Genomic DNA, 25896 nt, shown 5'->3' on the forward strand with positions numbered 1-25896 from the left:
TGGAACTCGAACAATGAACAGGATTTTCTCAACCTTCGGTATTTCGCTATGGATAGCGTTTCTGTCGCCGTTGGTACAGGCGGCCAACCTCAAAGCGCTGGATGTCGCCGCGCTGCCTGGTGACCGTGTCGAGCTGAAGTTGTCGTTCGACGGGCCGCCACCGCAGCCTCATGGCTATACGACTGAGCAGCCTGCGCGGATTGCGCTGGATTTGCCGGGAGTTACCAGTCAGCTGGCGAACAAGAGTCGTGACCTGGGCGGCGGCAATGCCCGCAGCGCCACGGTGGTGGAAGCCAAGGACCGCACGCGGCTGATCATCGGTCTGACTCAACTGACTCCGTATAGCGCACGTGTCGAAGGCAACAACCTGTTCGTGGTCGTCGGGCAGGCGGCCGGTAACAAGGCGTCCAAACCGATTGCCAGCGCACCACGCGCGGCCACGGCGGTACCCGCACCCGCCAGAGCCAGTGCTCCCGTGGGCAAGGCTATTCGTGGCGTGGATTTCCAGCGCGGCACCCAGGGTGAAGGTAACGTGGTTATCGATCTGTCGGATCCATCCATTGCCCCGGACATTCAGGAGCGCGATGGCAAGATCATCGTCGGCTTCACCAAAACCCAATTGCCTGAGCGGTTGCGCGTACGCCTCGACGTCAAGGATTTCGCTACCCCGGTGCAGTTCGTCAACGCCAGCGCCACGGGCGACCGGGCCATCATCAGCATCGAGCCCAGCGGCGCCTTCGATTATTCGACCTACCAGACCGATAACAAACTGACCATCAGCATCCGGCCGATGACTGTCGATGACTTGCAAAAACGCAACGCCGAACGTTTTGCCTACAGCGGCGAAAAGCTCTCGTTGAATTTCCAGGACATCGATGTGCGCTCGGTGCTGCAATTGATCGCCGATTTCACCAACCTCAATCTGGTGGCCAGTGACACGGTGCAGGGCGGCATCACGTTGCGCCTGCAGAATGTGCCGTGGGATCAGGCGCTGGACCTGGTGTTGAAAACCAAAGGCCTGGATAAGCGCAAGATTGGCAATGTGTTGCTGGTGGCGCCGGCCGATGAAATCGCCGCCCGGGAGCGTCAGGAGCTGGAGTCGCAGAAACAAATCGCCGAACTGGCGCCTCTGCGTCGCGAGCTGTTGCAGGTCAACTACGCCAAGGCTGCCGATATCGCCAAGCTGTTCCAGTCGGTGACCAGCGCCGAGGCGAAAGTCGACGAGCGCGGTTCAATCACTGTCGATGAGCGGACCAACAACATCATTGCCTACCAGACCCAGGACCGCCTCGACGAGCTGCGTCGCATCGTTGCACAGCTGGATATTCCAGTGCGTCAGGTGATGATCGAGGCGCGCATCGTTGAAGCCAACGTCGATTACGACAAAAGCCTCGGCGTGCGCTGGGGCGGTTCGGTGCAGAAGGGTAATTGGAACGGCTCCGGGGTCAACGGCTCTTCGACCACCGTCGGCACGCCGGGCAGCACCAGCACCAACTCGCCGTTCGTCGACCTTGGGACTTCCTCCAACACCTCGGGGATCGGCATCGCCTTCATTACCGACAATGTGCTGCTGGACCTTGAGCTGACGGCCATGGAAAAAACCGGCAACGGGGAAATCGTCTCGCAGCCCAAGGTGGTCACGTCAGACAAGGAAACCGCGAAAATCCTCAAGGGCACCGAAATCCCCTATCAGGAAGCCAGCTCCAGCGGTGCCACTTCAGTGTCGTTCAAGGAGGCTTCGCTGTCCCTGGAAGTGACACCGCAGATCACCCCGGACAACCGCATCATCATGGAGGTCAAGGTCACCAAGGACGAACCGGACTACCTGAACAAAGTGCAGGATGTACCGCCGATCAAGAAAAACGAGGTCAACGCCAAGGTATTGGTCAACGACGGCGAGACCATCGTGATTGGTGGGGTTTTCTCAAATACTCAGAGCAAGGTTGTAGATAAGGTGCCATTTCTCGGTGATGTGCCGTATCTTGGCCGCCTTTTCCGGCGTGACGTGGTTTCGGAGAAAAAATCCGAGCTGCTGGTATTTCTCACTCCGCGTATCATGAACAATCAGGCGATTGCTGTGAGTCATTGATTCTGTGCGAAATTTGATTCTTGTTGGACCGATGGGGGCTGGAAAAAGCACCATCGGCCGGTTGCTGGCCAAAGAGCTGCGCCTGCCGTTCAAAGATTCCGATAAGGAAATTGAATTGCGCACGGGCGCCAATATCCCGTGGATTTTCGATAAAGAAGGCGAACCGGGCTTTCGTGACCGCGAGCAGGCGATGATTGCCGAGCTGTGCGCGTCCGACGGCGTGGTGTTGGCGACCGGTGGCGGAGCGGTAATGCGCGAGGCCAATCGTCGGGCGCTGCACGCCGGTGGTCGGGTGGTCTATCTGCACGCGTCTGTCGAGCAGCAAGTGGGCCGAACGGCTCGCGATCGCAATCGGCCACTGCTGCGTACCGCCGATCCGGCCAAGACCCTGCGGGACTTGCTTGCGATCCGTGACCCGCTGTATCGGGAAATCGCCGACCTGGTGGTGGAAACCGATGAGCGGCCACCGCGGATGGTGGTGCTCGATATTCTCGAACGCTTGCAGCAGCTGCCGCCCCGTTAATGCACGGGGCGAAATGCGCTATCCTCGGCGTCCTGTCGCAGCCGCTCAAGGTTGTGGCGGATGACTACCGGACGGCGTCACACCAGCAGACGCCATGGAATTCGTAAACTCAAGGCAGGACGCCTGATTCCATCTTCACTGTGGGGACACATGCAGACACTCAAGGTCGATCTAGGCGAGCGCAGCTACCCGATTCATATTGGCGAAGGTTTGTTGGATAAGCCTGAGCTGCTAGCCCCGCATATCCGCGGGCGGCAGGTGGCGATCATCTCCAACGAGACCGTCGCGCCGCTCTACCTCGAGCGTCTGACCCGCAGTCTGGCGCAGTTCTCGGTCATTTCCGTGGTGCTGCCCGATGGCGAAGCCTTCAAGACCTGGGAAACCCTGCAACTGATTTTCGATGACTTGCTGACTGCTCGGCACGACCGTCGCACCACGGTGATTGCCCTCGGTGGCGGCGTGATCGGTGACATGGCCGGTTTTGCCGCGGCCTGCTACCAGCGGGGCGTCGATTTCATCCAGGTGCCGACCACGTTGCTGTCGCAAGTCGATTCTTCGGTGGGCGGCAAGACCGGGATCAATCATCCGCTGGGCAAGAACATGGTCGGCGCCTTCTATCAGCCCAACGTGGTGCTGATCGATACCGCCACCCTCAACACACTGCCGGCCCGCGAACTGTCTGCCGGGCTGGCGGAAGTCATCAAGTACGGGCTGATCTGTGACGAGCCATTCCTGACCTGGCTCGAAGAAAACGTCGATCGCCTGCGCGCCCTGGACCAGGTCGCCCTGACTTACGCTATCGAACGTTCCTGTGCGGCCAAGGCGGCAGTGGTGGGTGCCGACGAGAAAGAGACTGGCGTGCGTGCCACGTTGAACCTGGGGCATACCTTCGGCCACGCGATCGAAACCCATATGGGCTATGGTGTCTGGTTGCATGGTGAAGCAGTCGCTGCTGGCACCGTGATGGCTCTGGAAATGTCCGCGCGGCTGGGCTGGATCAGCGAAGAGGAGCGTAATCGCGGTATTCGCCTGTTCCAGCGCGCCGGCCTGCCGGTCATCCCGCCGGAAGAGATGACCGAAGCAGATTTTCTCGAACACATGGCAATTGACAAGAAAGTGATCGACGGTCGTTTGCGCCTGGTGCTGCTGCGCCACATGGGCGAAGCGGTGGTGACCGACGATTATCCGAAAGAGGTTTTACAGGCCACGCTGGGAGCGGATTACCGCGCCCTGGCTCAGCTTAAAGGTTAATAAGATCCCGATGACTAGTTTGCATGCCGACGAGGCTTTCCTCGGCCATTACCAGTTAAGTCATGACCCTTTCGCTCCACGGGTGCCTGGCTTCAAATTCTTCCCGGCCCAGCGCAAGCCGGTGCTGGGCCAGTTGCACCACCTGGCTCGCTACAGCCAGTTGCTGCTGGTGGTCACCGGTCCGCAAGGCAGCGGCAAAACCCTGTTGCGTCAGGCCCTGGTAGCCAGCACCAACAAACAGTCAGTGCAGAGCGTGGTGGTTTCCGCCCGTGGCGCCGGCGATGCCGCTGGCGTGCTGAATCAAGTGGCTCAGGCGCTGGACGTTGCTCAGGCCGAGATCGGTGCGATCCTGGCTCAAGTGGTGCAGCTTGCGCTCACGGGGCAGGAAGTCTATTTGCTGGTGGATGACGCCGAGCAACTCGACGAGTCTGCACTGGAAGCCTTGTTGGCCCTGGCTGCCGGCGCGCCGGAAGGTCGTCCGCATGTATTCCTGTTCGGTGAGTCCTCGCTGATTGCTCAACTTGATGCGCTGAGCCTCGAGGAAGAGCGTTTTCACGTCATCGAATTGCAGCCCTACACCGAAGAAGAAACCCGCGAATATCTGGATCAGCGTCTTGAAGGTGCTGGCCGGGGAATCGAACTTTTCACCGCGGATCAGATCTCTGATATTCACGAAAGCTCCGACGGTTGGCCTGGCAACATCAACCAGGTCGCCCGCGATGCAATGATCGAAGCCATGATTGCCAGCCGCTCAGCGGTCAAGCGTCCAAGTATGGGGTTCAACATGCCGAAGAAACACGTATTGGCAATTTCCGCCGTCGTCGTGGTCGCGGTAGCTGCCGCCTGGTTGATGCCAGGTCGCAACAAAGCACCGACCACCGGCGCGCCTGCCAACGAACAGGCACAACTGCCGCTGGGCCAGGGCACGCCAAAACCTAACAGTGCAGGCGCTCCCTCCGTGGAGTTCGCCGGTAATACGCAACCGATGCCATTGCCGTTGGTCGGTAACTCGCAGCCAGTGATGCGTGGTCCGTTGGCCGAAGCGGCTGGAGGCATTACCGAAGGCGATGATGGCGTACCGGTCGAAGGCTCCAGCGCCACACCGCCGACCGTGACCACCACTGCGCCACCGGCAGGCGTTCCAGCGGGGCCCGCGCCGACACCGGCTGCCAAGCCGACGCCTGCGCCGACTCAAGTCGCGACCGCCAAGCCTGTCGCGCCTGTGGCCAAGCCAGCGCCAGCGCCTGCACCGGCTGCCAAACCGGCTCCGGCGCCCGCCAAGCCGGCCGTCGTGGCCAAACCCGCCGAGAAGCCAGCTACCGTGGCCAAAGCCGCTGGTGGCAGCTGGTACGCAGGCCAGGCACCAGGCAGCTATGTAGTGCAGATCCTTGGCACCAGCTCCGAATCGACCGCGCAAAACTTCGTCAAGGAGCAGGGCGGCGAGTACCGTTATTTCAAGAAAGTGCTCAACGGCAAGCCGCTTTACGTCATCACCTACGGTAGCTTCGCCAACCGCGATGCAGCCGTTACTGCCATCAAGGCCTTGCCAGCGAAGGTTCAGGCTGGTAAACCTTGGCCTCGCACTGTCGCCAGCGTCCAACAGGAACTGGCAACAACTCGCTGAAGATTCGGCGGCCTTACCCAGGCCGCCTCTCCAAGCACCTCAAAATTTCTACAAGTGCGCGCGCTGTCTCTATAGACCGCGTGCCTTGTGGTGTCTGCGTCACAGTAGTCTTTGAGTCGCTGCGGTCAAAATTAAAAAAGTTTTGACTAGCACAGCATATCGCTTTAAACCTTTCACAAATGCGACATGGATTTGCGACATTTCGTCGTCAAATTTGTGAGCCTCTGTGTCGGTGTGTACAATGACCTCCCTTTTGCCCCCGCAAAGCTGGCGTACGTTCGGCGCGGATGGTAACTGGTTGAATTGAAAAGAAATTTGCCTCGATAAGAGGCAGCCTGGTGAGAAAGTGTCTATGAAAGCAGGTCTGTACCAACCAGATGAATTCAAGGATAACTGCGGTTTTGGCCTGATAGCCCATATGCAGGGCGAGCCCAGTCATACCCTTTTGCAAACGGCCATTGAGGCCCTGACCTGCATGACCCACCGCGGTGGGATCAACGCCGACGGCAAGACCGGTGACGGTTGCGGTCTGCTGATTCAAAAGCCGGATGTGTTCCTGCGTGCCATCGCCCAGGAAACCTTCGGCGTCGAACTGCCCAAGCAATATGCCGTGGGCATGGTCTTCTTCAACCAGGATCCGGTGAAAGCCGAAGCCGCTCGCGAGAACATGAACCGCGAAATCCTGGCCGAAGGCCTGACCCTGGTCGGCTGGCGCAAAGTGCCGATCGACACCAGCGTCCTCGGCCGCCTGGCCCTCGAGCGCCTGCCGCTGATCGAGCAAGTGTTCGTCGGTGGTGAAGGCCTGAGCGATCAGGACATGGCGATCAAGCTGTTCAGCGCCCGTCGTCGTTCGTCCGTGGCCAACGCCGCCGATGTCGATCACTACATCTGCAGCTTTTCCCACAAGACCATTATTTACAAAGGCCTGATGATGCCGGCGGATTTGACCGCCTTCTATCCAGACCTGAGCGACCAGCGCCTGCAAACTTCGATCTGCGTGTTCCACCAGCGCTTTTCGACCAACACGCTGCCGAAATGGCCGCTGGCGCAGCCGTTCCGCTTCCTTGCCCACAACGGCGAAATCAACACCATCACCGGCAACCGCAACTGGGCGCAGGCCCGTCGCACCAAGTTCACCAATGATCTGATGGATCTGGATGAACTCGGCCCGCTGGTGAACCGTGTCGGTTCCGACTCCTCCAGCATGGACAACATGCTCGAGCTGATGGTCACCGGTGGCATCGACCTGTTCCGTGGCGTGCGGATGATCATTCCGCCTGCGTGGCAGAACGTCGAAACCATGGACCCGGATCTGCGTGCGTTCTACGAATACAACTCGATGCACATGGAACCGTGGGACGGTCCGGCCGGCGTGGTAATGACCGACGGTCGCTACGCGGTGTGCCTGCTCGACCGTAACGGCCTGCGTCCGGCGCGTTGGGTCACCACCAAGAACGGCTTCATCACCCTGGCCTCGGAAATCGGTGTCTGGAACTACCAGCCTGAGGACGTGATCGCCAAGGGGCGTGTCGGCCCGGGCCAGATCTTTGCCGTGGACACCGAAACCGGTCAGATCCTCGACACCGACGCCATCGACAACCGCTTGAAGTCCCGTCATCCGTACAAGCAATGGCTGCGCAAGAATGCCCTGCGCATTCAGGCGACCATGGAAGACAACGACCACGGTTCAGCGTTCTACGACGTCGACCAGCTCAAGCAGTACATGAAGATGTACCAGGTCACGTTCGAAGAGCGCGACCAGGTGCTGCGTCCGCTCGGCGAGCAAGGCTACGAAGCCGTCGGCTCGATGGGCGACGATACGCCGATGGCCGTGCTGTCCCAGCGCGTGCGTACGCCGTACGACTATTTCCGTCAGCAGTTCGCGCAGGTCACCAACCCGCCGATCGACCCGCTGCGCGAAGCCATCGTCATGTCGCTGGAAGTCTGCCTCGGTGCCGAGCGCAACATCTTCCAGGAGTCGCCGGAACACGCCTCGCGCGTGATCCTCAGCTCGCCGGTCATTTCTCCGGCCAAGTGGCGCTCGCTGATGAACCTCGATCGCCCAGGCTTCGAGCGTCAGATCATCGACCTCAACTATGACGAGAGCGTCGGTCTCGAAGCCGCGGTGCGTAACGTCGCCGATCAGGCTGAAGAAGCCGTTCGCGCCGGTCGCACCCAGGTCGTACTGAGTGACCGTCACATTGCTCCGGGCAAGCTGCCGATCCACGCTTCGCTGGCGACCGGTGCCGTGCACCATCGCCTGACCGAAAAAGGCCTGCGTTGCGACTCCAACATTCTGGTGGAAACCGCGACCGCTCGTGATCCGCACCACTTCGCGGTGCTGATCGGTTTCGGCGCCTCGGCGGTCTACCCGTTCCTGGCCTATGAAGTGCTGGGTGACCTGATCCGCACCGGTGAAGTGCTGGGCGACCTCTATGAGGTGTTCAAGAACTACCGCAAAGGCATCACCAAGGGCCTGCTCAAGATCCTGTCGAAGATGGGCATCTCGACCATCACGTCGTATCGCGGTGCGCAGCTGTTCGAGGCCATCGGTCTGTCCGAAGAAGTCTGCGAACTGAGCTTCCGTGGTGTGCCAAGCCGCATCAAGGGTGCACGCTTCGTCGACATCGAAGCCGAGCAGAAAGCCCTGGCGGCCGAAGCCTGGAGCCCGCGCAAGCCGATCCAGCAAGGCGGTCTGCTGAAGTTCGTCCACGGTGGCGAATATCACGCCTACAACCCTGACGTGGTCAACACCTTGCAAGCCGCAGTGCAGCAGGGCGACTACAGCAAGTTCAAGGAATACACGTCACTGGTGGATAACCGCCCGGTGTCGATGATCCGCGACCTGCTCAAGGTCAAGACCCTCGACACGCCGATGGACATCAGCGAAGTCGAGCCTCTGGAGTCGGTGCTCAAGCGCTTCGACTCCGCTGGTATTTCGCTGGGCGCCCTGTCGCCGGAAGCCCACGAAGCCCTGGCCGAAGCCATGAACCGCCTCGGTGCGCGTTCGAACTCCGGCGAAGGCGGCGAAGACCCGGCGCGCTACGGCACCATCAAGAGCTCGAAAATCAAGCAAGTCGCCACTGGCCGCTTCGGTGTGACTCCGGAATACCTGGTCAACGCCGAAGTGCTGCAGATCAAAGTCGCCCAGGGTGCCAAGCCCGGCGAAGGTGGTCAGTTGCCAGGCGGCAAGGTCAACGGTCTGATCGCCAAGCTGCGTTACGCAGTGCCGGGCGTGACCCTGATTTCGCCTCCGCCGCACCACGACATCTATTCGATCGAAGACTTGTCGCAGCTGATTTTCGACCTGAAACAAGTCAACCCGAATGCGCTGGTTTCGGTGAAGCTGGTGGCAGAAGCGGGCGTTGGCACCATCGCGGCCGGTGTGGCCAAGGCCTACGCGGACTTGATCACCATCTCCGGCTACGACGGCGGCACCGGTGCATCGCCACTGACCTCGATCAAATACGCGGGTGCGCCGTGGGAACTCGGCCTGGCCGAAACCCACCAGACCCTGCGTGGCAACGACCTGCGCGGCAAAGTCCGGGTACAAACCGATGGTGGCCTGAAAACCGGCCTCGACGTGATCAAGGCAGCCATTCTCGGCGCTGAAAGCTTCGGCTTCGGCACCGCGCCAATGATCGCCCTGGGCTGCAAATACCTGCGCATCTGCCACCTGAACAACTGCGCCACCGGCGTTGCGACTCAGAACGAGAAGCTGCGCAAGGATCACTACATCGGGACCGTCGACATGGTGGTGAATTTCTTCACCTACGTCGCCGAAGAAACCCGTGAGTGGCTGGCCAAGCTGGGCGTGCGCTCCCTCGAAGAGCTGATCGGTCGTACCGATCTGCTGGAAGTCCTCGAAGGCCAGACCGCCAAGCAGAACCACCTGGACCTGACTCCGTTGCTCGGCAGCGATCACATCCCGGCAGACAAGCCTCAATTCTGCCAGGTCGACCGCAACCCGCCGTTCGACAAAGGCCTGCTGGCCGAGAAAATGGTCGACATGGCCACCTCGGCAATCAACGACCTGAGCGGTGCCGATTTCGCCCTGGATATCTGCAACTGCGACCGTTCCATCGGCGCGCGGATCTCCGGTGAAATCGCCCGCAAACACGGTAACCAGGGCATGGCCAACGCGCCGATCACCTTCCGCTTCAAAGGGACGGCGGGTCAGAGCTTCGGCGTGTGGAACGCTGGTGGCCTGAACATGTACCTGGAAGGCGACGCAAACGACTACGTCGGCAAAGGCATGACCGGCGGCAAACTGGTCATCGTTCCGCCGAAAGGCAGCCTCTACAAGACGCAGGACAGTGCCATCATCGGCAACACCTGCCTGTATGGCGCCACTGGCGGCAAGCTGTTCGCCGCCGGCACCGCTGGCGAGCGTTTCGCGGTGCGTAACTCCGGTGCTCACACTGTGGTGGAAGGCACAGGCGATCACTGCTGCGAGTACATGACCGGTGGTTTCGTCTGCGTTCTGGGCAAGACCGGTTACAACTTCGGCTCAGGCATGACCGGCGGTTTCGCCTACGTGCTCGACCAGGACAACACCTTCGTTGACCGGGTCAACCACGAACTGGTGGAAATCCAGCGGATCAGCGGTGAGGCGATGGAAGCCTATCGCAGCCACTTGCAACGCGTGCTGAACGAATACGTCGAGGAAACCGACAGCGAGTGGGGTCGTAACCTCGCTGAAAACCTCGATGACTATCTGCGTCGTTTCTGGCTGGTCAAGCCCAAGGCTGCCAACCTGAAATCGTTGCTTTCCAGCACCCGTGCCAACCCGCAGTGATATGCGCCTGAAGAGTTTGATGAGGTTTTAACAATGGCTGAACGTCTGAATAACGACTTCCAGTTCATCGATGTCGGGCGCAAGGATCCGAAGAAGAAACTGTTGCGTCAACGCAAGAAAGAGTTCGTGGAAATCTACGAACCGTTCAAACCCCAGCAGTCGGCCGACCAGGCCCACCGCTGCCTGGGCTGCGGTAACCCGTATTGCGAATGGAAGTGCCCGGTGCACAACTTCATTCCCAACTGGCTCAAATTGGTGGCCGAGGGCAACATCCTCCAGGCCGCCGAGCTGTCGCACCAGACCAACACCCTGCCGGAAGTCTGCGGCCGGGTGTGCCCGCAGGATCGTCTGTGCGAGGGTGCCTGCACCCTCAATGACGGTTTCGGTGCAGTGACCATCGGTTCGGTCGAGAAGTACATCACTGACACCGCGTTCGCCATGGGCTGGCGCCCGGACATGTCCAAGGTCAAGCCGACCGGCAAGCGTGTTGCGGTAATCGGTGCGGGCCCTGCGGGCCTGGGCTGTGCCGACGTGCTGGTGCGTGGCGGCGTGACGCCGGTGGTGTTCGACAAGAACCCGGAAATCGGCGGTCTGCTGACCTTCGGCATTCCCGAGTTCAAGCTGGAAAAGACCGTGCTGAGCAATCGCCGCGAAGTCTTCACCGGCATGGGCATCGAGTTCCGCCTGAACACCGAAGTGGGCAAGGACGTGACCATGGAACAACTGCTCGAAGAATTCGATGCGGTCTTCATGGGCATGGGCACCTACACCTACATGAAGGGCGGCTTCGCCGGCGAGGACCTGCCAGGCGTGCACGACGCGCTGGACTTCCTGATCGCCAACGTCAACCGCAACCTGGGCTTTGAAAAGTCGCCGGAAGATTTCGTCGACATGAAAGGCAAGAAAGTGGTGGTGCTGGGTGGCGGCGACACGGCGATGGACTGCAACCGTACCTCCATTCGTCAGGGCGCCAAGGCGGTGACCTGTGCCTATCGTCGTGACGAAGCGAACATGCCGGGCTCGCGCAAAGAGGTGAAGAACGCCAAGGAAGAAGGCGTGAAATTCCTCTACAACCGCCAGCCGATCGCAATCGTCGGTGAAGACCGTGTCGAAGGCGTGAAGGTGGTCGAGACCCGTCTCGGCGAGCCGGATGCCCGTGGCCGTCGCAGCCCCGAGCCGATCCCGGGTTCCGAAGAGATCATCCCGGCCGACGCCGTGGTCATCGCGTTTGGTTTCCGTCCAAGCCCGGCGTCGTGGTTCGAGCAGTTCAGCATCCAGACCGACAGCCAGGGCCGCGTCGTGGCGCCGGAGCAAGGCCAGTACAAGCACCAGACCAGCAACCCGAAAATCTTCGCCGGTGGTGACATGGTGCGCGGTTCCGACCTGGTGGTGACGGCGATCTTCGAAGGCCGCAATGCCGCCGAAGGAATCCTGGATTACCTGGGCGTCTGATCGACGCCTGACCCTGTAGGAGCCGGCTTGCTGGCGATGAACGATAACGCGGTGTACCTGATACACCGCGTCGTCTGAATCGCCAGCAAGCCGGCTCCTACAGTGTTTTGTGGTGCTGCAAAGTCTGCATTTCACCGCGACAAATTGACCCGATAGACAAAAGGATCGGCTCTTGCCGTGCCTTTTGCGTCGCGCTCTGAGAAAATGCCCGCACTTTTTTTCCGGATGCCGACATGACTGCCCTGAAGAACGACCGTTTCCTTCGCGCCCTGCTCAAGCAACCCGTAGACGTCACCCCAGTGTGGATGATGCGTCAGGCCGGTCGCTACCTGCCGGAATACCGCGCCAGCCGTGCCAAGGCCGGTGACTTCATGAGCCTGTGCATGAACCCGGCGTTCGCTTGCGAAGTCACGATGCAACCGCTCGACCGCTATCCGCAACTGGACGCGGCGATCCTCTTCTCCGACATCCTGACCATCCCCGATGCCATGGGCCAGGGCCTGTACTTCGAGACCGGTGAAGGTCCACGCTTCAAGAAAGTCGTCAGCACCTTGGCCGACATCGAAGCCTTGCCGATTCCTGATCCACAGAAAGACCTCGGCTACGTCATGGACGCAGTCAGCACCATCCGCCGCGAACTGAACGGCCGTGTGCCGCTGATCGGTTTTTCCGGCAGCCCATGGACCCTGGCCACCTACATGGTTGAAGGCGGTTCGTCGAAAGACTTCCGCAAGACCAAGGCCATGCTCTACGACAACCCGCAAGCCATGCACCTGCTGCTGGACAAGCTTGCGCAGTCGGTCACCTCGTACCTCAATGGCCAGATCCTGGCCGGCGCACAAGCAGTGCAGATCTTCGACACCTGGGGCGGAAATCTCTCGGCGGCGGCGTACCAGGAATTCTCCCTGGCCTACATGCGCAAAATCGTCAGCGGCCTGATCCGCGAACATGAAGGCCGCAAAGTGCCGGTCATCCTGTTCACCAAGAATGGCGGCCTGTGGCTGGAAAGCATCGCCGACGCCGGCGCTGATGCGCTAGGCCTGGACTGGACTTGCGACATCGGTGAGGCCCGCCAGCGCGTCGGCAACAAAGTCGCCCTGCAAGGCAACATGGACCCGACCGTGCTTTACGCCAAGCCAGAAGCCATCCGCGCCGAAGTCGGTCGGATCCTCGCCAGCTACGGCAAGGGCAGTGGCCACGTGTTCAACCTCGGCCATGGCATTACCCCGGAAGTCGATCCGGAGCACGCAGGCGCTTTCTTGCGCGCGGTGCATGAGCTGTCGGCGCAGTATCACGAGTGATCGTCGCCCGATAAAAAACGCCCGGCATTTGCCGGGCGTTTTTGCATCAAAATCAAAAAGATCGCAGCCTTAAGCTTTCAAATTCTCCAACGGCGGCAACTTCGCCAATTTCAACGCCACCAACAGCGCAATCACTAGCAATCCGCTGATGAACAGCCCGATCCCGTTCCAGCCACCCAGATGCCAGGCCATACCGCCCGCCGTACCCGCGATACTCGACCCGGCGTAATAGCTGAACAGGTACAACGACGTCGCCTGCCCCTTGGCCTTGGTCGCGCGACGACCGATCCAGCTGCTGGCCACCGAATGCGCGCCGAAGAAGCCGAAGGTGAAGACCAGCATGCCGAAGATCACTACTGGCAGGAGCGTAAACATCGTCAACGCAAGGCCCGCGAGCATCACCACAATGGTTGCCCAGAGCACTTTGCGCCGGCCGAGCTGGTCGGCCAGGGCGCCGATTTTCGCCGAGCTGTAGATGCCCGACAGGTACACCACCGAGAGTAGCCCGACGAAGGCCTGGTCCATGTGATACGGCTCGGCCAGCAGGCGATAGCCGATGTAGTTGAACAGGGTAACGAACGCGCCCATCAGCACGAACGCTTCGACAAACAGCAGTGGCAGGCCGGCGTCGCGAAAGTGCATGGTGAAGCCGTCGAGCAGGCTACGCGGGTGCAGCGAGCGGGCGTGGAAGTTGCGCGATTCGGGGAGGATTTTCCAGAACACCGCGGCGGCAATCAGCGCCAGGCCGCCGATGACCAGCATTGCCGTGTGCCAGCTGACGAAGTCGATCAGCACCCCGACGATCAAGCGTCCACACATGCCGCCGATGGCATTGCCGCCGATGTACAAGCCCATGGCCAGGCCAATGTGCTGCGGGTGGATCTCTTCGCTCAGGTAAGTCATCGCCACCGCCGCCAGACCGCTCAACGACAGCCCGACCAGCGCCCGCATCACCAGCACGCCTTGCCAGCTCGGCATCATCGCACTGGCCATGGTGCACAGTGCGGCGGCGAACAGTGCGGCGACCATCACCGGTTTACGCCCGATGCGATCGGAGATGGGGCCGGTGATCAGCAAGCCGATGGCGAGAAGGCCGGTGGCGACCGACAGGATCAGGCTGCTCTGGGCCGCATTGATGGAAAACTCGCGGGACAGCAGCGGCATCATCGGCTGTACGCAGTAGAGCAGGGCAAAGGTCGCGAAGCCTCCGGAGAACAGCGCCAGCACCGTGCGCATAAACATCGGTGTGCCTTTCTCGATGTAGATCTCGTTGTGTTCAGCGACGACATCATTCAGCGCGGCGGGCGGGATTTCATGGGCGAGTGGGGCGACAGCAGTTTTCACTTCGGACCTCGGAGGACGCAGCCGGTCAGGCAATGAAAAAATCATATAGCTGGCTAATGTTTCTATCCAATATATTGTTCGACCTGTTTGATAGGTTTAACGACCTAATGGAGTTTTCATGGAATTGCGTCACCTGCGCTACTTCATTGCCGTCGCCGAAGAACTGCATTTCGGCCGCGCCGCCCAAGTGCTGGGCATCTCGCAGCCGCCGCTGAGCCAGCAGATTCAGGCGCTGGAACAGGAAGTGGGGGCGCGTCTGTTCGAGCGGACCAATCGTCGGGTCGAGCTGAGTGAGGCCGGTCGGCTGTTTCTGGAAGAGGCGCGGCTGGTGCTGGCGCAGGTCGACAAAGCGGCGGATGTGGCTCGGCGGGCACAACTTGGTGAATTGGGTGAACTGAAGATCGGCTTCACCTCGTCGGCGCCGTTCAACTCGACCATTCCCCAGGCGATTTTCTCATTTCGCCAACGCTTCCCGGCGGTGCACCTGAACCTGCGGGAAATGAGCAGCACCCAAGTGGCCGATGCGCTGGTGGACGAGTCGATCGAGGTCGGCATCATGCGCCCGTTGGGCTTGCCGGACTCCCTTAGCGTGGTGGAACTGATGCGTGAGCCATTGGTGGCGGTGCTCAGCTCCAAGCATCCGCTGGTGGATGGCAGCGAAGAAGGTCTGTTCCTGTCCGCTCTGGCCCTCGAGCCGTTCGTATTTTTCCCGCGCAGCTATGGCAGCGGTCTGTACGCACAACTGCTCAGCCTGGCGCGGGACGCCGGCTTCAGCCCGCACTTTGCCCAGGAGGCGGGCGAGGCGATGACCATCATCGGGCTGGTGGCGGCGGGTTTGGGGGTATCGGTGTTGCCAGCGTCTTATCAGCGGATGCGCATTGATGGCGTGGTGTATCGGCCATTGCTCGATCCAGAGGCGATTTCGGCGGTGTGGCTGGTGCAGCGCAAGGATCAGAAGTCGCCGATGGCCAAGGCGTTTGTGGAGTTGTTGACGCGTAAGGTTGAAGGGAAGTGAAAGCGAGCAAATCACCGCACTCAGGACACTTCAAGTAATGGATCCGTCCTAGTGATTTATCTGAGTTTTACGCAATCAAAGCCGCGGTACGCAACGCTCTTGGCCTGTGATGCCATCAGAGGTGGCACAGTTGGGCGAGTCGCCACCCGTTGTCTCCCGTTAAGTTTCAAGCAATACTGCCCGCGTTCCCGAAAGGGGCTTGTGAGACTCTGAGGATCCTGGGTAACCAGCCATCGCAGAGCCAGGCAGGTACCGGGCGATGACAAGCCGACCTGTTTGTGAAAGGGCGCCGAAAGGCGCCCTTTGTCGATTCTGGCGTTACTGAACCTTCGCCAAATCCCCTTTCAGCGCAACCCCGGTAATGATCGCCCCTGCGTGGCTCGTTTACGACCAGCGGCGGAAGATCAACGAGGTGTTGACCCCACCAAAAGCGAAGTTGTTGTTCATCACGTACTGGTTGCTCATCTGCCGGAATTCGCCGCGCAGGTAATCGAGCTTGCCGCACTGCGGATCGACCTCATCGAGGTTGAAGGTGTGCACGTACAGGTCGCGGTTCATCATTTCGATGCTGAACCAGGACTCCAGCGCGCCGCAGGCTCCCAGGGTGTGGCCGAGGAAGCTCTTCTGCGAGCTGATCGGCATGTGTTCGCCGAACAAACTGTTGGTCGCCAGTGTTTCGGCAATGTCACCCTGTTCTGTCGCCGTACCGTGACCATTTACATAGCCGATGGCGCTTGGGTCGAGCCCGGCGTCTTCCAAAGCCAGCTCCATGGCCCGGCGCATGGTGATCAGCTCGGGGCGGGTGGCATGCTGGCCGTCGGCGTTGCTGCCGAAACCGACGATCTCGGCGTGGATGCGGGCGCCACGTGCCAGGGCGTGTTCGAGTTCTTCGAGTACCAGCATGCCGCCGCCCTCACCGATGACCAGGCCATCGCGGCCGCTGTCGTAAGGGCGCGGACTGGTTTGCGGGGCATCGTTTTTCAGGCTGGTGGCGTAGAGCGCATCGAACACCATGGCTTCGGTCGGGCACAGCTCTTCGGCGCCGCCGGCGAGCATCAGCGGCAGGCGGCCGAACTTGATCGACTCGTAGGCGTAACCGATGCCCTGGCTACCGCTGGTGCAGGCACTGGAGGTCGGGATCAGTCGGCCGGTGAGGCCGAAGAAGATGCTGATATTCGCTGCCGTGGTGTGCGGCATCATCCGCACGTAGGAGTTGGCGTTCAGGCCTTCGGCCACCGAATTGAGCAACATTTTGCCGAACGCCTTGATCTCGTCGGTGCTGCCGGTGGACGAGCCGCAGGACACGCCCATGCGCCCGTCTTTGATCGACTCATCACCCAGCAGCCCGGCGTCCGCCAGGGCCTGTTCTGCAGCGCCGACTGCCAGCCGCGATACCCGGCCCATGCTGCGCAGTTGCTTGCGCGTCCAGTGGCCGGGCACCTCGAAGTCGTCTATCGGCCCGGCCAGGCGGGTATTGAGTTCGGTAAAGCGATCCCACTCGTGCATGCGACGAATGCCGCTGCGGTTGGCGGCGAAGTTGGCGGCGATGGTGTCCCAGTCGCTGCCCAGTGAGGTGATGCCGGCCATGCCGGTGACGACGACGCGCTTCATCAGCACAGGCCTCCGTTGACGGCCAGAACCTGCCGGGTGATGTACGAAGCTTCCGCCGACATCAGGAAATTCACTGCGCTGGCCACCTCTTCCGGGGTGCCCATGCGTTGTGCGGGGATCATTTTCATCAGTTCTTCCACCGGCACGTTTTCATCGAGCATCGCCGTGTCGATCAGGCCGGGTGCGACACAGTTAACCGTGATTTTGCGCTTGCCCAGCTCAATCGCCAATGCCTTGGCCGCGCCGATCAGACCGGCCTTGGACGCGCTGTAATTGACCTGCCCGCGATTGCCGATCAGCCCGGACACCGAAGTAATGCAGACAATCCGTCCGGCGGCGCGACGACGGATCATCGGCATCATCACCGGGTGCAGCACGTTGTAGAAACCGTCGAGGTTGGTGCGCATCACCACATCCCAATCCTCCTCGCTCAGGGCCGGAAAAGCACCGTCGCGGGTCAGGCCAGCGTTGAGCACCACGCCGTAATAGGCGCCATGGGCTTCGACATCGGCTTCAAGGATCGCTTTGCAGCTGGCGCGGTTGCTGACGTCGAATTGCAGGATGCGCGCGTTGCGGCCCAAGGTTTCCACTTCGGCTTTGACGGCTTCGGCGTCCGCCAAGCCGCTGCGGCAGTGCAGCACGATGTCATGCCCCGCTCGGGCCAGACGCAGTGCGATGGCGCGGCCAATACCACGGCTGGAGCCGGTGACCAGTACGGATTCAGTCATCACTCGACTCCTTGGGATTCATGCAGATATTGAGCGGCTTGAGGCGGGCGGAACACGTTCAACCGAGCGGTCGCGTGGATGCCGGGGGCGGTGATGTGGCATTCGAATACGCCCATGCCGTTATCGTCTTCCAGCGAGCGTATCCCGTGGATAGTCAGCTCGGTGCCGGCGGGGAAGTGTTCCACGTTGCATTCGAATTTGCGGCTGCCGAGCAGGAAGCCCAGTTCCACCGCATTGCCTTTCTGGCGCGCATGGCAACCGGCATAAGCGGCGACGCTCTGGGCCATCAGCTCGATGCCGACCCAGGCCGGCAGACTGCCGTCGGGGCGATTGAACAGGCCGCCGGGTTTGACGGTGAGTCGGGTATAGATCTGCTCGTCGTCGAACGACAGGATCTGATCGATGAGGATCATGTCGCCGGCATGGGGCAGCAATTCGGCGAGCGGCCAGGTAATCATGAGGCGTCTCCGATAATCAGGCTGACGTTATTGCCACCAAAGGCAAAGGAATTACTCATTAGGTAGCGGGGTGCAATGGACGTCAGGTGGTCGGTCGGGGTCACCCAATGCAACGCCGGCAACTCGGGGTCGGGCTGCCCGTCCCAGACATGGGGCGGCAGGGCATGCTCGTGGTTATCCGCGCTCAGGCTCAACCAGCAGAACGCCGCTTCCAGGGCACCAGCGGCGCCGAGGGTATGGCCGGTCATCGGTTTGGTCGATGAGCAAGGCACGCCTTGTGGAAACAGCGCCGTCACAGCCAGGCTTTCCATGGCGTCATTGTGTTGGGTGGCGGTGCCGTGCAGGTTCAGATAGCTGATCTGTTGGGGTTGCAGGCCTGCGCGGCTCAAGGCTTTGTGCATGGCTTGCCGGGCGCCACGGCCGGTGGGTTCCGGCGCGGAAATATGGTGTGCATCGGAGCTGGCGCCACTGCCGAGCAAAGCAATCGGTTGGCTGCTGCCGGCGGTTTTGCTCATCAGGAACAGCACCGCGGCTTCGCCGATATTGATGCCGTTGCGGTTCGCCGAAAACGGGTTGCAGCGTTGCTCGGACACCGCTTCCAGGGCCGAGAAACCGTTGAGGGTCAGCTTGCACAAGCTGTCGACACCACCGCACAACACGGCATCGCACATGCCCAGGTCGAGCAGCCGCTGGGCACTCATCAGCGCGCGGGCGCTGGAGGTGCAGGCGGTGGAGATCACATAGGCCGGGCCGCTCAATTGCAGCCAGTCGGCGAGAAACGTCGCCGGAGCGCCGAGCTCTTGCTGCTGATAGTCATAATCGGCCGGGAAGTGATGTTCGCGGATGTAATGGGCCAGGCCGCGGCTGGCTTCGTCGATGCCTGAGGTGCTGGTGCCCAGAATGACGCCGATACGGTCGCGGCCGTAGGTCTGGATCGCCTGCTCGATGTCTTGGCGAATTTGCAGCGCGGCCTCCAGCAGCAATTGGTTGTTGCGACTGCTTTGATGAGCCAGCTCAGCCGGAATCGGTGCCAGCTCACCACGCACCGCCGCCACTGGCAACGAGCGCTCCGCGACCCAGCCGGCCTCGTTGCGTATGCCCGAGCAATCGCCGGCAAACAGGTTGCGGGCGACTTCCTGCTTGTCGCGGCCGAGGGCGCAGATTACCCCGAGGGCATTCAGGTAAGCGGTCATGGCGTGTTTTCGCCTAACGGGGTGACGCGATAATGCGGGCCTTGGGACACGTTCAATTCAAAGCTCGGTGGTTGCGAAAGACTTGGTTGTGAATAGCGGATATTCCAGCGCGCTGACAATGACCGTTGCCCGTCATGCTGTCGGGCGGCGGGATAGTTGCCGTGCAACTCGCCTTCGGGGGTCAATGCAAACAACAGGGCGGCGAACAGCTCCCGGGCTTCCGGATTGGGTGGTAGCAGACCGTCGGCTTGCCATTGGCCATCGATCAGTTTCTGTCGTGCCACGGGAATCCCCAACGGGTCCATCATCGACCAGCGAATGCCCGGGCCTTCACGCTGGATCACCAGGAGCCAGTCCTGACGCTGCTCGGCCATCTGCCGTTCGATATGCAGTTGCAGTGGCAACGCCAGGTTCGGGGTTCGCTCGGGCAGCGGCGTCTGGCTGGCGCAGGCGCTCAGCAGCAGGACACAACCCAGAAGCAGCAAGCGGATCATCAGACACTCTCTTCAAGGGGCTTGCGCGCGACCACATTGACCAGGGTTTCTTCCCGTTGGCCAAAGGGTTTTGGCTGGCGCAAGCCGAAGCGTTCAAGCAGGCCGAAATCCTTGGCGCGACTCCACCACAAGTAAGGGTAAGACACGTTTTTCGGGCTAAATTCAAAACCCTGCCGACGAATCATCTCCAGGTAGCCGGCGGCACTCTTTTGCACGTGCATCGGGTGGCGGAACAACCAGCGAATCACCCACGTATCAATGTAAGCCTCGGTGGACTCGGCGAACAGCAGATAACCGCCCGGCTTGAGCACCCGATAGAACTCGGCCAGGGCCTGATCCTGCTCGACAAGATGATGGAAGGTCTGGTGGCAGAACAGCAGATCGACACTGGCGTCCGGCACTTTAATGCTCGCGCAGTCACTGCCGATCAGCTCTACCTCCATGCCCTGGCGGGCCGCTTCTTCGCCGCTCAGGTTCAGGCTGTGAGGGTCGGCATCCAGTCCGATCAGATGCTTGGGCGCGAAGGTCTGGCGCAGGTACTGGAACGATTTGCCCTGGCCGCACCCGGCGTCCAGCAAGACCGGATTGCTGGGCAACGGTGTGCTGAACAGGCTGCGCAAGTCATTGATCGCCACTCGCAATACATGGTGCTGCCAGGTGTGGCTGCGCAGGAACCAGAAGCCGAAACGGGTTTCTTCGACGTAGTTGTCGCTCAAATAACTCATGTCGCTTCCCTGGCGCACAGGTCTGAGATCATCCGCAGTCGACGTTTGGCTTCGCTGACGAACGGGTTGCGTTCATCCCAGGCATAACCCGCGAGGATCGAGCTGATCATGCGGCGAATATCCTCTGTACCGCCCTGATAGAAAATCACATCCTGAAAAGTCCCTGCGTACCAGCCCTCGACGTAGCAACGGAAGGTATCGACGCCGCGCTTGAGCGGTTCGGCGAATTCGGTCTGCCAGTCGACGCTTTCACCTTGCAGTTGGCGGTGCAGCACCCCGGCGGCCATGCTCGCCGAACGCATGGCGATGGTCACGCCGGAGGAGAACACCGGGTCGAGAAATTCCGCGGCATTGCCCAACAAGACGAAGCCAGGGCCATGCAGGGTTTTGACGTTGGCCGAATAACCGCCGATGGTCCGCGCGGGGGTATCCCACACCGCATTGTTCAGCACCCCGGCCAGGCTTGGCGTTTCAGCGATAAAGCCGCGCAGGCAGTCGTCCAGATTCTCGGTGCGGCCTGCGAAGTGTTCGGCGGCTGCCACGACGCCCACCGAGCAGCGACCGTTGCTGAACGGGATGGTCCAGAACCAGATGTCGCGCTGGGTCGGATGGGTGGTAATGAGGATTTTTTCCCGTTCGAAAGCCGGGCTGTCGATACAGTCTTCGACGTGGGTGAACACCGCCTGACGCACCGGAAAGTTCGACGGTGCCTCAAGGTCCAGCAAGCGTGGCAGTACGCGACCGTAGCCGCTGGCATCGAGCACGAAATCGGCCTCGACGCGGTATTGGCTGCCATCTTCGCGAAGCACATCGAGCTGCGGTTTCGCCAAGCTGAAATCAACGCTGACGATGGCTTCGCCGTAACGGACGTCGACTCCCTGCAGTTCAGCCTGATCGGCCAGCAGTTTGTCAAAGTCGGCGCGCTGGACCTGGAAGGTCGTCGGCTTGCCGTTGCTGAACGTCTCACCGAAATCGAAGGTGCTGTACTGATCGCCCCAGGCGAATGCCGCACCGTTCTTCAATTGGAAACCGGCCGCATTGACCGCGTCGAGCATGCCGGCTTCTTCGACGAAATCCAGGCAGTGGGACAGCAGGCTTTCACCGATGGAAAACCGCGGGAAATGCTGGCGTTCGATCATCAGCACATCATGGCCTTTGCGCTTGAGCAGCGCGGCGGCGATGGCGCCCGAGGGGCCGGCACCGATCACCACCACCTGACGACGTTCCATTTCAACTGTTGGCACGGGTGCTCCTTGCCGGGGCGGCGATGTTCAAAGGGATTCGGTGCATGCCGGCGAGTGCCGGCAGCAGGGTTGCGACCAGGCCCATCAACATCAGCGCGAAATACAGCTCGGGGCTGATGAGTTGTTGTTGCAGCAGCAGGTTGAGAAAGACGATCTCGCTCAAGCCGCGGATATTCAGTAAAAGGCTTTCCCGCCAGCGGCTGGCACCTTCAAACGAGACGCCGGCCCAGCCGAGGCCCAGCCAGTTGCCCAACAATTTGCTGGCGATCGGCAACAACAGGAGCGCGGCCAGTTGCACCCCACCGAGATTGTCGAGGGCGCTGTGCACGTTGATCTGCACGATGCCGAACGTGAGGATCAACGGGATGGCGATCCAGGTCTGCAAACGACTCATCCACGCCGTTGGCAATGGCAGTACCAGCGACACCTTGAGCACGGCCATGCACAGCAGGTAACCGATGCCGAAAATCAGCGCATTGAGCTTGAAGTGCTCGGCGACCACCAGCAGCGCGAAGAAGCAGCCGCTGTGCAGCAACGGCTGGCGCAACCCGAGCAGTCGCAGCAATAACGGCAGACAGGCGCCTGCCAGCGGCAGCAAGAGGCTGCTCAGGTGCAGGCTGCCTTGGGCGAACGCGAACAGGGTCCAGCAAGTCAGGTCGATCAGGATCGCGGTCTGCACCAGGCGTCGGGTGGCGGCGGGCGGGTAGTTGATGTGTCGCAGGTACAGGTACAACACCGGAATCGCGGTGATGGCGAACAACAGACCGACCGCCAGCGAGCTGATCCACGGCTGTGGCGGCAGTAACCAGACCGCTGTCGCCAGCCCGCAGGCAAAGGGAATGCAGAAACTCGGCAGGGCGATTTTCAGGCTCTGGCGATCCAGTCGCAGGTCGATCACGTCGCTGAGGATGTGCCCCAGCAGCAAGGCAAAGCTCAGGCTGTAGAGGTTCTTCAGCCAACCCGGCGAGATCAGGTCGGCACCGCTGAGATGCCAGCCTGGTTCGATCCAGAAATACATCAGCAGCGGCAGGCCGAAGGTTGCCAGCAACAACTGGCTGACGATCGGAATCAGACCGAAACGTCGACCGACGTGGGTGGCCATGGCGAACAACACCAGGGCCATGACCCAGAACGCCGCGACCATCATGCTGCTGGCTCCGCAACCGGGGCGGTGTGGACTTGGCGTCCGGCCCACGGCGCCAGGATGAAGCTGTACGCTAGGCCGAGGCTCACCGATAGGCCGAAGTTGCTCACCGCCGGTGTGCTGGACACCGCCAGCAGGCCAAACGATAGCCATGTGGTTGCGGCTGCCAGCATGGTGCCCAACAGGCTCGCGGCGGCGCCGCCGATCTGCTCGCGCATGAGGATCGCGTAGTCGACGCTGATGGCTGTCACCAGCAGCAGGCCGAACAGGCTGAACAGCGTCAGCGGCTGCCCGAGCCAGCCGAGGCTTGCCAGGCTGCACAGGGCCGCCAGTAGTGGCAGGGAGACAATTCGCAGTGCGCCACCGAGACCGAATGGCAGAATCAGCACCAGCACGATCAATACGCAGGAGGCGAGTTTCAATTCAGCGGCGCTGATTTGAGTTGCGGCAAATACCTTGTTCAGGTCGCCGAGGCGGTCGACCAGTTGCACACCCGGCAAGTCCAGCGCCTGGACCCGCAACAACGCCGGATTGTTCAAACCTTGCAGGCTGACCATCGCGGCCACGCCGTTATCGGTCGGCCCCAGCCACAGGGTGCGGTAGGGCTCGGCCAATGGGCCGGCCAGGGCCGCATCGATATCTTCGGTGGGCAGCGCCTGTAGCTTCACCAACTCGGCTTGCAGCGCGTCGGCAGGCACGCCAAGCTCGAGCAACGGTTGCCAGAACTGCGGCAGCTTGCCCAGAGCATCACGCACTTTGCGCTGTTCGCTCGGCGGGCTGACCAACTGGTTGAGCGACAGGTAGCCCTGGAGTTTTTCCAGGTTGACCAACTGATCCAGGCGCTCGCTCAGTGCCGTCTGGCGTTCGAGCAACTCCTGCTGATTGGCCGCGCGCACCAGGAAAAACTGGCTGGTGGGTTGATAGCCGGTGATGCGCGCAATGGTCTGGGCTTCGTCCGTCAGTTGCTGCGGTGCGCCGACCCATTGGCGAATGTCGTTTTTTGTTTGCAACTGCAACAGACCGCCAACACAGAACGCGATCAACAGCGCCAGCAACACCGGCGTGCGTACGTATTTGAGCAGCGATTCACGCAGCGCCAGCAAAGACTCGGCAATGCGCATCGGCCATTGCGCCGGACGCAGTTGCGCGCCCTTGAGCAGCGCCGGCAGCAGGCACACCGCTGACAGATAAGCGCCGAGCAGGCCAGCGGCGGAGAACACGGCAATCTGGGTCAGGGCAGGGAACGGCGTCCAGGCCAGGGCCAGGTAGCCGATGCAACTGGTGATCAGGCTCAGCGTCAGCCCTGGCAGGGTCAGGCGCAACGCCGGCCAACTGTGCCAGGGTTTCAGGCTCCAGCTTTTCGACAGGTAATGCAGTGGGTAATCCACCGCCACGCCGATCAGGCTTGAGCCCAGCACCAGCGTCATCACATGCATCTGACCGAACAGTGCCACGCAGGCCACCGCGCCGAACAGCATGCCCACCAGCACCGGGACGAACGCCAGCACCACCCGCCAACGCCGGAAGGCCAGCAACAGCAGCAACAAAATCCCCATCGTGGCGCCGCCACCGACCCAGGTGATCTCGCGCGCGGCTTGCCGTTGACCGCTGGCGGCATACAGCAGGCCGCTGGCAGCGAGCAGTTGCACATCCGCCTGGGCGGCTTCTTCGCGACTGTGCTGGAGCAGGTCAGCCACTTGCAGCGGCAGGTTCATGTCGAATGCGTTGCCGACGGTTCGCGCCCGCAGCATCACCCAGCTCTTGCCGTCGGCATCGGCGACCAGCACGCCGCTGCCGATGTCCAACTGCACCGAACCGCGCTGTGGCTGGCTGTTCTGGATGCGCCCGGTCAGGCCGAGCCAGTCATCCTGGCTCGGCACCAGGCTGAACCCGGTGAAGGGGTCGAACAGGGCTTGTACCCGTTGCTGGATAAAGGCGTCGGGATGCTCGATGAGTTGCTGACGGTCGGCCGCGGACAGCATCGCCAGTCGGCCTTGCAGCAATTGCGTGCGCAGCGCTGGCAAGTCGGCTTGCAGGTTCCACTGGACCTTTTCGAACACGCCGCTGGCTTGCCACTGTTCACCGAGTTTTTGCGCCATGGCGATGGCTTGCTGACGGTCTTTATGGCCGACCAGCACCAGCATTTCCCGGTTCAGCGGTTCTTGCATGCGTTGTTCGGCGCGCAACTCCAGTGCGTCCGGCGCGGTGCCTGGCACCAGTTCCATCAGGTTGGCCGACAGCGGAGTGCCGTCGCGCCACTGCCAACCGGCGAGTGCGAGCACCGCCAGCAGCAGGACCAGGAACAGCCGCGGCAGCATCCGTTCACTCGGCAAAGTCATGTTGCTCCGCATCGCTCAAAGGTTGGGCGCTGGTGCTGTCCTGCATGCGCAACAGGGTTCGGTCACCCTGGGTTTCGAGCAGTTCGATGTTGTGTACCAGTTCGCCGCCGTCAATGTTGATCTGATTGAACACCTGTTTGAGCAGCATCGAACGCGGGGTCAGGGTCAGTTTCCAGTTCTGCGCATCGCCACTCAACGACAGCTCGAAATCCCGTTGCAGGCCACTGCTGTCGCCTTGCAGCACGGCGAGGAACAAACGGTTCTGTTCGGCGCCGGCACTCTTGTTCGGCAGCATTTGCCAGCCGCTGGCATCCCGCCGGGCAATGCCCTTGTCGCTGATGCGGTAATCCTGTTGCAGCGGCGTTTTCAGCAGCCAGAGCAGGCCGTGATTTTTCGCCAGAACGAAGGTGCCCTTGCTGGTCAGCGGCTGGGGCAGGGCGCGCAGGTGTTTTTCCTGGATGAAGTTGCCGTGGATCACATCGGGTTTGGCCAGTTGATCGCTCAGTTGCTGGAGATCGAAGGCCTGGGCCAACGATGAAAAGCCCAGCATAAATATCAAGCTC

19 protein-coding genes are annotated in these 25896 nt (G+C 61.1%); 8 read left to right on the forward strand and 11 right to left on the reverse strand.

Going from position 1 to position 25896, the window contains the following annotated elements; all coding sequences use genetic code 11:
• The first annotated feature begins 13 nt into the window (after positions 1 to 13).
• The 7 genes from pilQ (at position 14) to hemE (ending at position 13038) form a co-directional block, all read left to right on the forward strand.
• Positions 14 to 2089 (forward strand): type IV pilus secretin PilQ, encoded by a 2076-nt coding sequence (pilQ, locus tag PGR6_RS01895; protein WP_064615925.1) that lies wholly within the window; start codon positions 14 to 16, stop codon positions 2087 to 2089.
• A 4-nt stretch (positions 2090 to 2093) separates the two neighbouring features.
• Positions 2094 to 2612: a shikimate kinase AroK gene (gene aroK / locus PGR6_RS01900; protein ID WP_019581860.1), complete on the forward strand. Its 519-nt coding sequence runs from the start codon at positions 2094 to 2096 to the stop codon at positions 2610 to 2612.
• Positions 2613 to 2762: 150 nt separating this feature from the next.
• On the forward strand, positions 2763 to 3863 hold the full coding sequence (gene aroB, locus PGR6_RS01905) for a 3-dehydroquinate synthase (protein ID WP_064615927.1): 1101 nt from the start codon (positions 2763 to 2765) through the stop codon (positions 3861 to 3863).
• A gap of 10 nt (positions 3864 to 3873) precedes the next feature.
• Positions 3874 to 5487: an AAA family ATPase gene (locus PGR6_RS01910; protein ID WP_064615929.1), complete on the forward strand. Its 1614-nt coding sequence runs from the start codon at positions 3874 to 3876 to the stop codon at positions 5485 to 5487.
• A 352-nt stretch (positions 5488 to 5839) separates the two neighbouring features.
• On the forward strand, positions 5840 to 10285 hold the full coding sequence (gene gltB, locus PGR6_RS01915) for a glutamate synthase large subunit (protein WP_064615931.1): 4446 nt from the start codon (positions 5840 to 5842) through the stop codon (positions 10283 to 10285).
• 33 nt (positions 10286 to 10318) lie between these two features.
• Entirely contained in the window at positions 10319 to 11737 is a 1419-nt protein-coding gene (locus PGR6_RS01920; protein WP_007936832.1) for an FAD-dependent oxidoreductase, read from the forward strand.
• Positions 11738 to 11970: 233 nt separating this feature from the next.
• On the forward strand, positions 11971 to 13038 hold the full coding sequence (hemE, locus tag PGR6_RS01925) for a uroporphyrinogen decarboxylase (RefSeq protein WP_018928609.1): 1068 nt from the start codon (positions 11971 to 11973) through the stop codon (positions 13036 to 13038).
• Between the two features lie 69 nt (positions 13039 to 13107).
• Here hemE and PGR6_RS01930 read toward each other — a convergent pair whose 3' ends face one another.
• The gene (locus PGR6_RS01930; RefSeq protein ID WP_064621188.1) at positions 13108 to 14382 is read right to left on the reverse strand and encodes an MFS transporter; all 1275 of its coding nucleotides are present in this window, start codon (positions 14380 to 14382) and stop codon (positions 13108 to 13110) included.
• Between the two features lie 118 nt (positions 14383 to 14500).
• Here PGR6_RS01930 and PGR6_RS01935 point away from each other — a divergent pair, with 118 nt between their 5' ends.
• Complete coding sequence (locus PGR6_RS01935) at positions 14501 to 15397, forward strand: LysR family transcriptional regulator (RefSeq protein WP_064615933.1); 897 nt, start codon at positions 14501 to 14503, stop codon at positions 15395 to 15397.
• 384 nt (positions 15398 to 15781) lie between these two features.
• Here PGR6_RS01935 and PGR6_RS01940 read toward each other — a convergent pair whose 3' ends face one another.
• From PGR6_RS01940 to PGR6_RS01985, 10 genes are read right to left on the reverse strand one after another with little or no spacing between them, the layout of a single operon-like run.
• Entirely contained in the window at positions 15782 to 17008 is a 1227-nt protein-coding gene (locus PGR6_RS01940; protein ID WP_018928604.1) for a beta-ketoacyl-ACP synthase, read from the reverse strand.
• The gene (gene fabG, locus PGR6_RS01945; protein ID WP_018928603.1) at positions 17008 to 17736 is read right to left on the reverse strand and encodes a 3-oxoacyl-ACP reductase FabG; all 729 of its coding nucleotides are present in this window, start codon (positions 17734 to 17736) and stop codon (positions 17008 to 17010) included. Before fabG ends, PGR6_RS01940 begins: the two co-directional genes overlap by 1 nt.
• Positions 17736 to 18194: a hotdog family protein gene (locus PGR6_RS01950; protein ID WP_018928602.1), complete on the reverse strand. Its 459-nt coding sequence runs from the start codon at positions 18192 to 18194 to the stop codon at positions 17736 to 17738. Before PGR6_RS01950 ends, fabG begins: the two co-directional genes overlap by 1 nt.
• Positions 18191 to 19387 carry a beta-ketoacyl-[acyl-carrier-protein] synthase family protein gene (locus PGR6_RS01955; RefSeq protein ID WP_064615935.1) on the reverse strand — a complete coding sequence of 399 codons (1197 nt, stop codon included), beginning with the start codon at positions 19385 to 19387 and terminating at the stop codon, positions 18191 to 18193. The genes PGR6_RS01950 and PGR6_RS01955 overlap by 4 nt, the downstream gene beginning before the upstream one ends.
• Positions 19384 to 19881 (reverse strand): DUF3261 domain-containing protein, encoded by a 498-nt coding sequence (locus PGR6_RS01960; RefSeq protein ID WP_019581872.1) that lies wholly within the window; start codon positions 19879 to 19881, stop codon positions 19384 to 19386. Before PGR6_RS01960 ends, PGR6_RS01955 begins: the two co-directional genes overlap by 4 nt.
• The gene (locus tag PGR6_RS01965; protein WP_064615937.1) at positions 19881 to 20606 is read right to left on the reverse strand and encodes a class I SAM-dependent methyltransferase; all 726 of its coding nucleotides are present in this window, start codon (positions 20604 to 20606) and stop codon (positions 19881 to 19883) included. Before PGR6_RS01965 ends, PGR6_RS01960 begins: the two co-directional genes overlap by 1 nt.
• The gene (locus tag PGR6_RS01970) at positions 20603 to 21850 is read right to left on the reverse strand and encodes an NAD(P)/FAD-dependent oxidoreductase (RefSeq protein ID WP_064615939.1); all 1248 of its coding nucleotides are present in this window, start codon (positions 21848 to 21850) and stop codon (positions 20603 to 20605) included. The genes PGR6_RS01965 and PGR6_RS01970 overlap by 4 nt, the downstream gene beginning before the upstream one ends.
• A complete protein-coding gene (locus PGR6_RS01975; RefSeq protein WP_064615941.1) occupies positions 21837 to 22997 on the reverse strand; it encodes a hypothetical protein in 1161 nt (386 codons plus the stop codon). The genes PGR6_RS01970 and PGR6_RS01975 overlap by 14 nt, the downstream gene beginning before the upstream one ends.
• A complete protein-coding gene (locus tag PGR6_RS01980) occupies positions 22994 to 25333 on the reverse strand; it encodes an MMPL family transporter (RefSeq protein WP_018928596.1) in 2340 nt (779 codons plus the stop codon). Before PGR6_RS01980 ends, PGR6_RS01975 begins: the two co-directional genes overlap by 4 nt.
• Positions 25317 to 25883 carry an outer membrane lipoprotein carrier protein LolA gene (locus PGR6_RS01985; protein WP_064615943.1) on the reverse strand — a complete coding sequence of 189 codons (567 nt, stop codon included), beginning with the start codon at positions 25881 to 25883 and terminating at the stop codon, positions 25317 to 25319. The genes PGR6_RS01980 and PGR6_RS01985 overlap by 17 nt, the downstream gene beginning before the upstream one ends.
• Positions 25884 to 25896 lie beyond the last annotated feature (13 nt).

Source organism: Pseudomonas sp. GR 6-02, assembly GCF_001655615.1.
Taxonomy (GTDB): domain Bacteria; phylum Pseudomonadota; class Gammaproteobacteria; order Pseudomonadales; family Pseudomonadaceae; genus Aquipseudomonas.

Excerpts from the sequence above, each read along its gene's own strand:
- gltB (WP_064615931.1), top strand. The coding sequence starts at position 5,840 with ATGAAAGCAGGTCTGTACCAACCAGATGAATTCAAGGATAACTGCGGT.
- PGR6_RS01910 (WP_064615929.1), top strand. The coding sequence starts at position 3,874 with ATGACTAGTTTGCATGCCGACGAGGCTTTCCTCGGCCATTACCAGTTA.
- PGR6_RS01985 (WP_064615943.1), bottom strand. The coding sequence starts at position 25,883 with ATGCTGGGCTTTTCATCGTTGGCCCAGGCCTTCGATCTCCAGCAACTG.
- PGR6_RS01940 (WP_018928604.1), bottom strand. The coding sequence starts at position 17,008 with ATGAAGCGCGTCGTCGTCACCGGCATGGCCGGCATCACCTCACTGGGC.
- PGR6_RS01965 (WP_064615937.1), bottom strand. The coding sequence starts at position 20,606 with ATGAGTTATTTGAGCGACAACTACGTCGAAGAAACCCGTTTCGGCTTC.
- PGR6_RS01955 (WP_064615935.1), bottom strand. The coding sequence starts at position 19,387 with ATGACCGCTTACCTGAATGCCCTCGGGGTAATCTGCGCCCTCGGCCGC.
- PGR6_RS01960 (WP_019581872.1), bottom strand. The coding sequence starts at position 19,881 with ATGATCCGCTTGCTGCTTCTGGGTTGTGTCCTGCTGCTGAGCGCCTGC.
- pilQ (WP_064615925.1), top strand. The coding sequence starts at position 14 with ATGAACAGGATTTTCTCAACCTTCGGTATTTCGCTATGGATAGCGTTT.
- PGR6_RS01935 (WP_064615933.1), top strand. The coding sequence starts at position 14,501 with ATGGAATTGCGTCACCTGCGCTACTTCATTGCCGTCGCCGAAGAACTG.
- fabG (WP_018928603.1), bottom strand. The coding sequence starts at position 17,736 with ATGACTGAATCCGTACTGGTCACCGGCTCCAGCCGTGGTATTGGCCGC.
- PGR6_RS01980 (WP_018928596.1), bottom strand. The coding sequence starts at position 25,333 with ATGACTTTGCCGAGTGAACGGATGCTGCCGCGGCTGTTCCTGGTCCTG.
- hemE (WP_018928609.1), top strand. The coding sequence starts at position 11,971 with ATGACTGCCCTGAAGAACGACCGTTTCCTTCGCGCCCTGCTCAAGCAA.
- PGR6_RS01975 (WP_064615941.1), bottom strand. The coding sequence starts at position 22,997 with ATGATGGTCGCGGCGTTCTGGGTCATGGCCCTGGTGTTGTTCGCCATG.
- PGR6_RS01950 (WP_018928602.1), bottom strand. The coding sequence starts at position 18,194 with ATGATTACCTGGCCGCTCGCCGAATTGCTGCCCCATGCCGGCGACATG.
- aroB (WP_064615927.1), top strand. The coding sequence starts at position 2,763 with ATGCAGACACTCAAGGTCGATCTAGGCGAGCGCAGCTACCCGATTCAT.
- PGR6_RS01920 (WP_007936832.1), top strand. The coding sequence starts at position 10,319 with ATGGCTGAACGTCTGAATAACGACTTCCAGTTCATCGATGTCGGGCGC.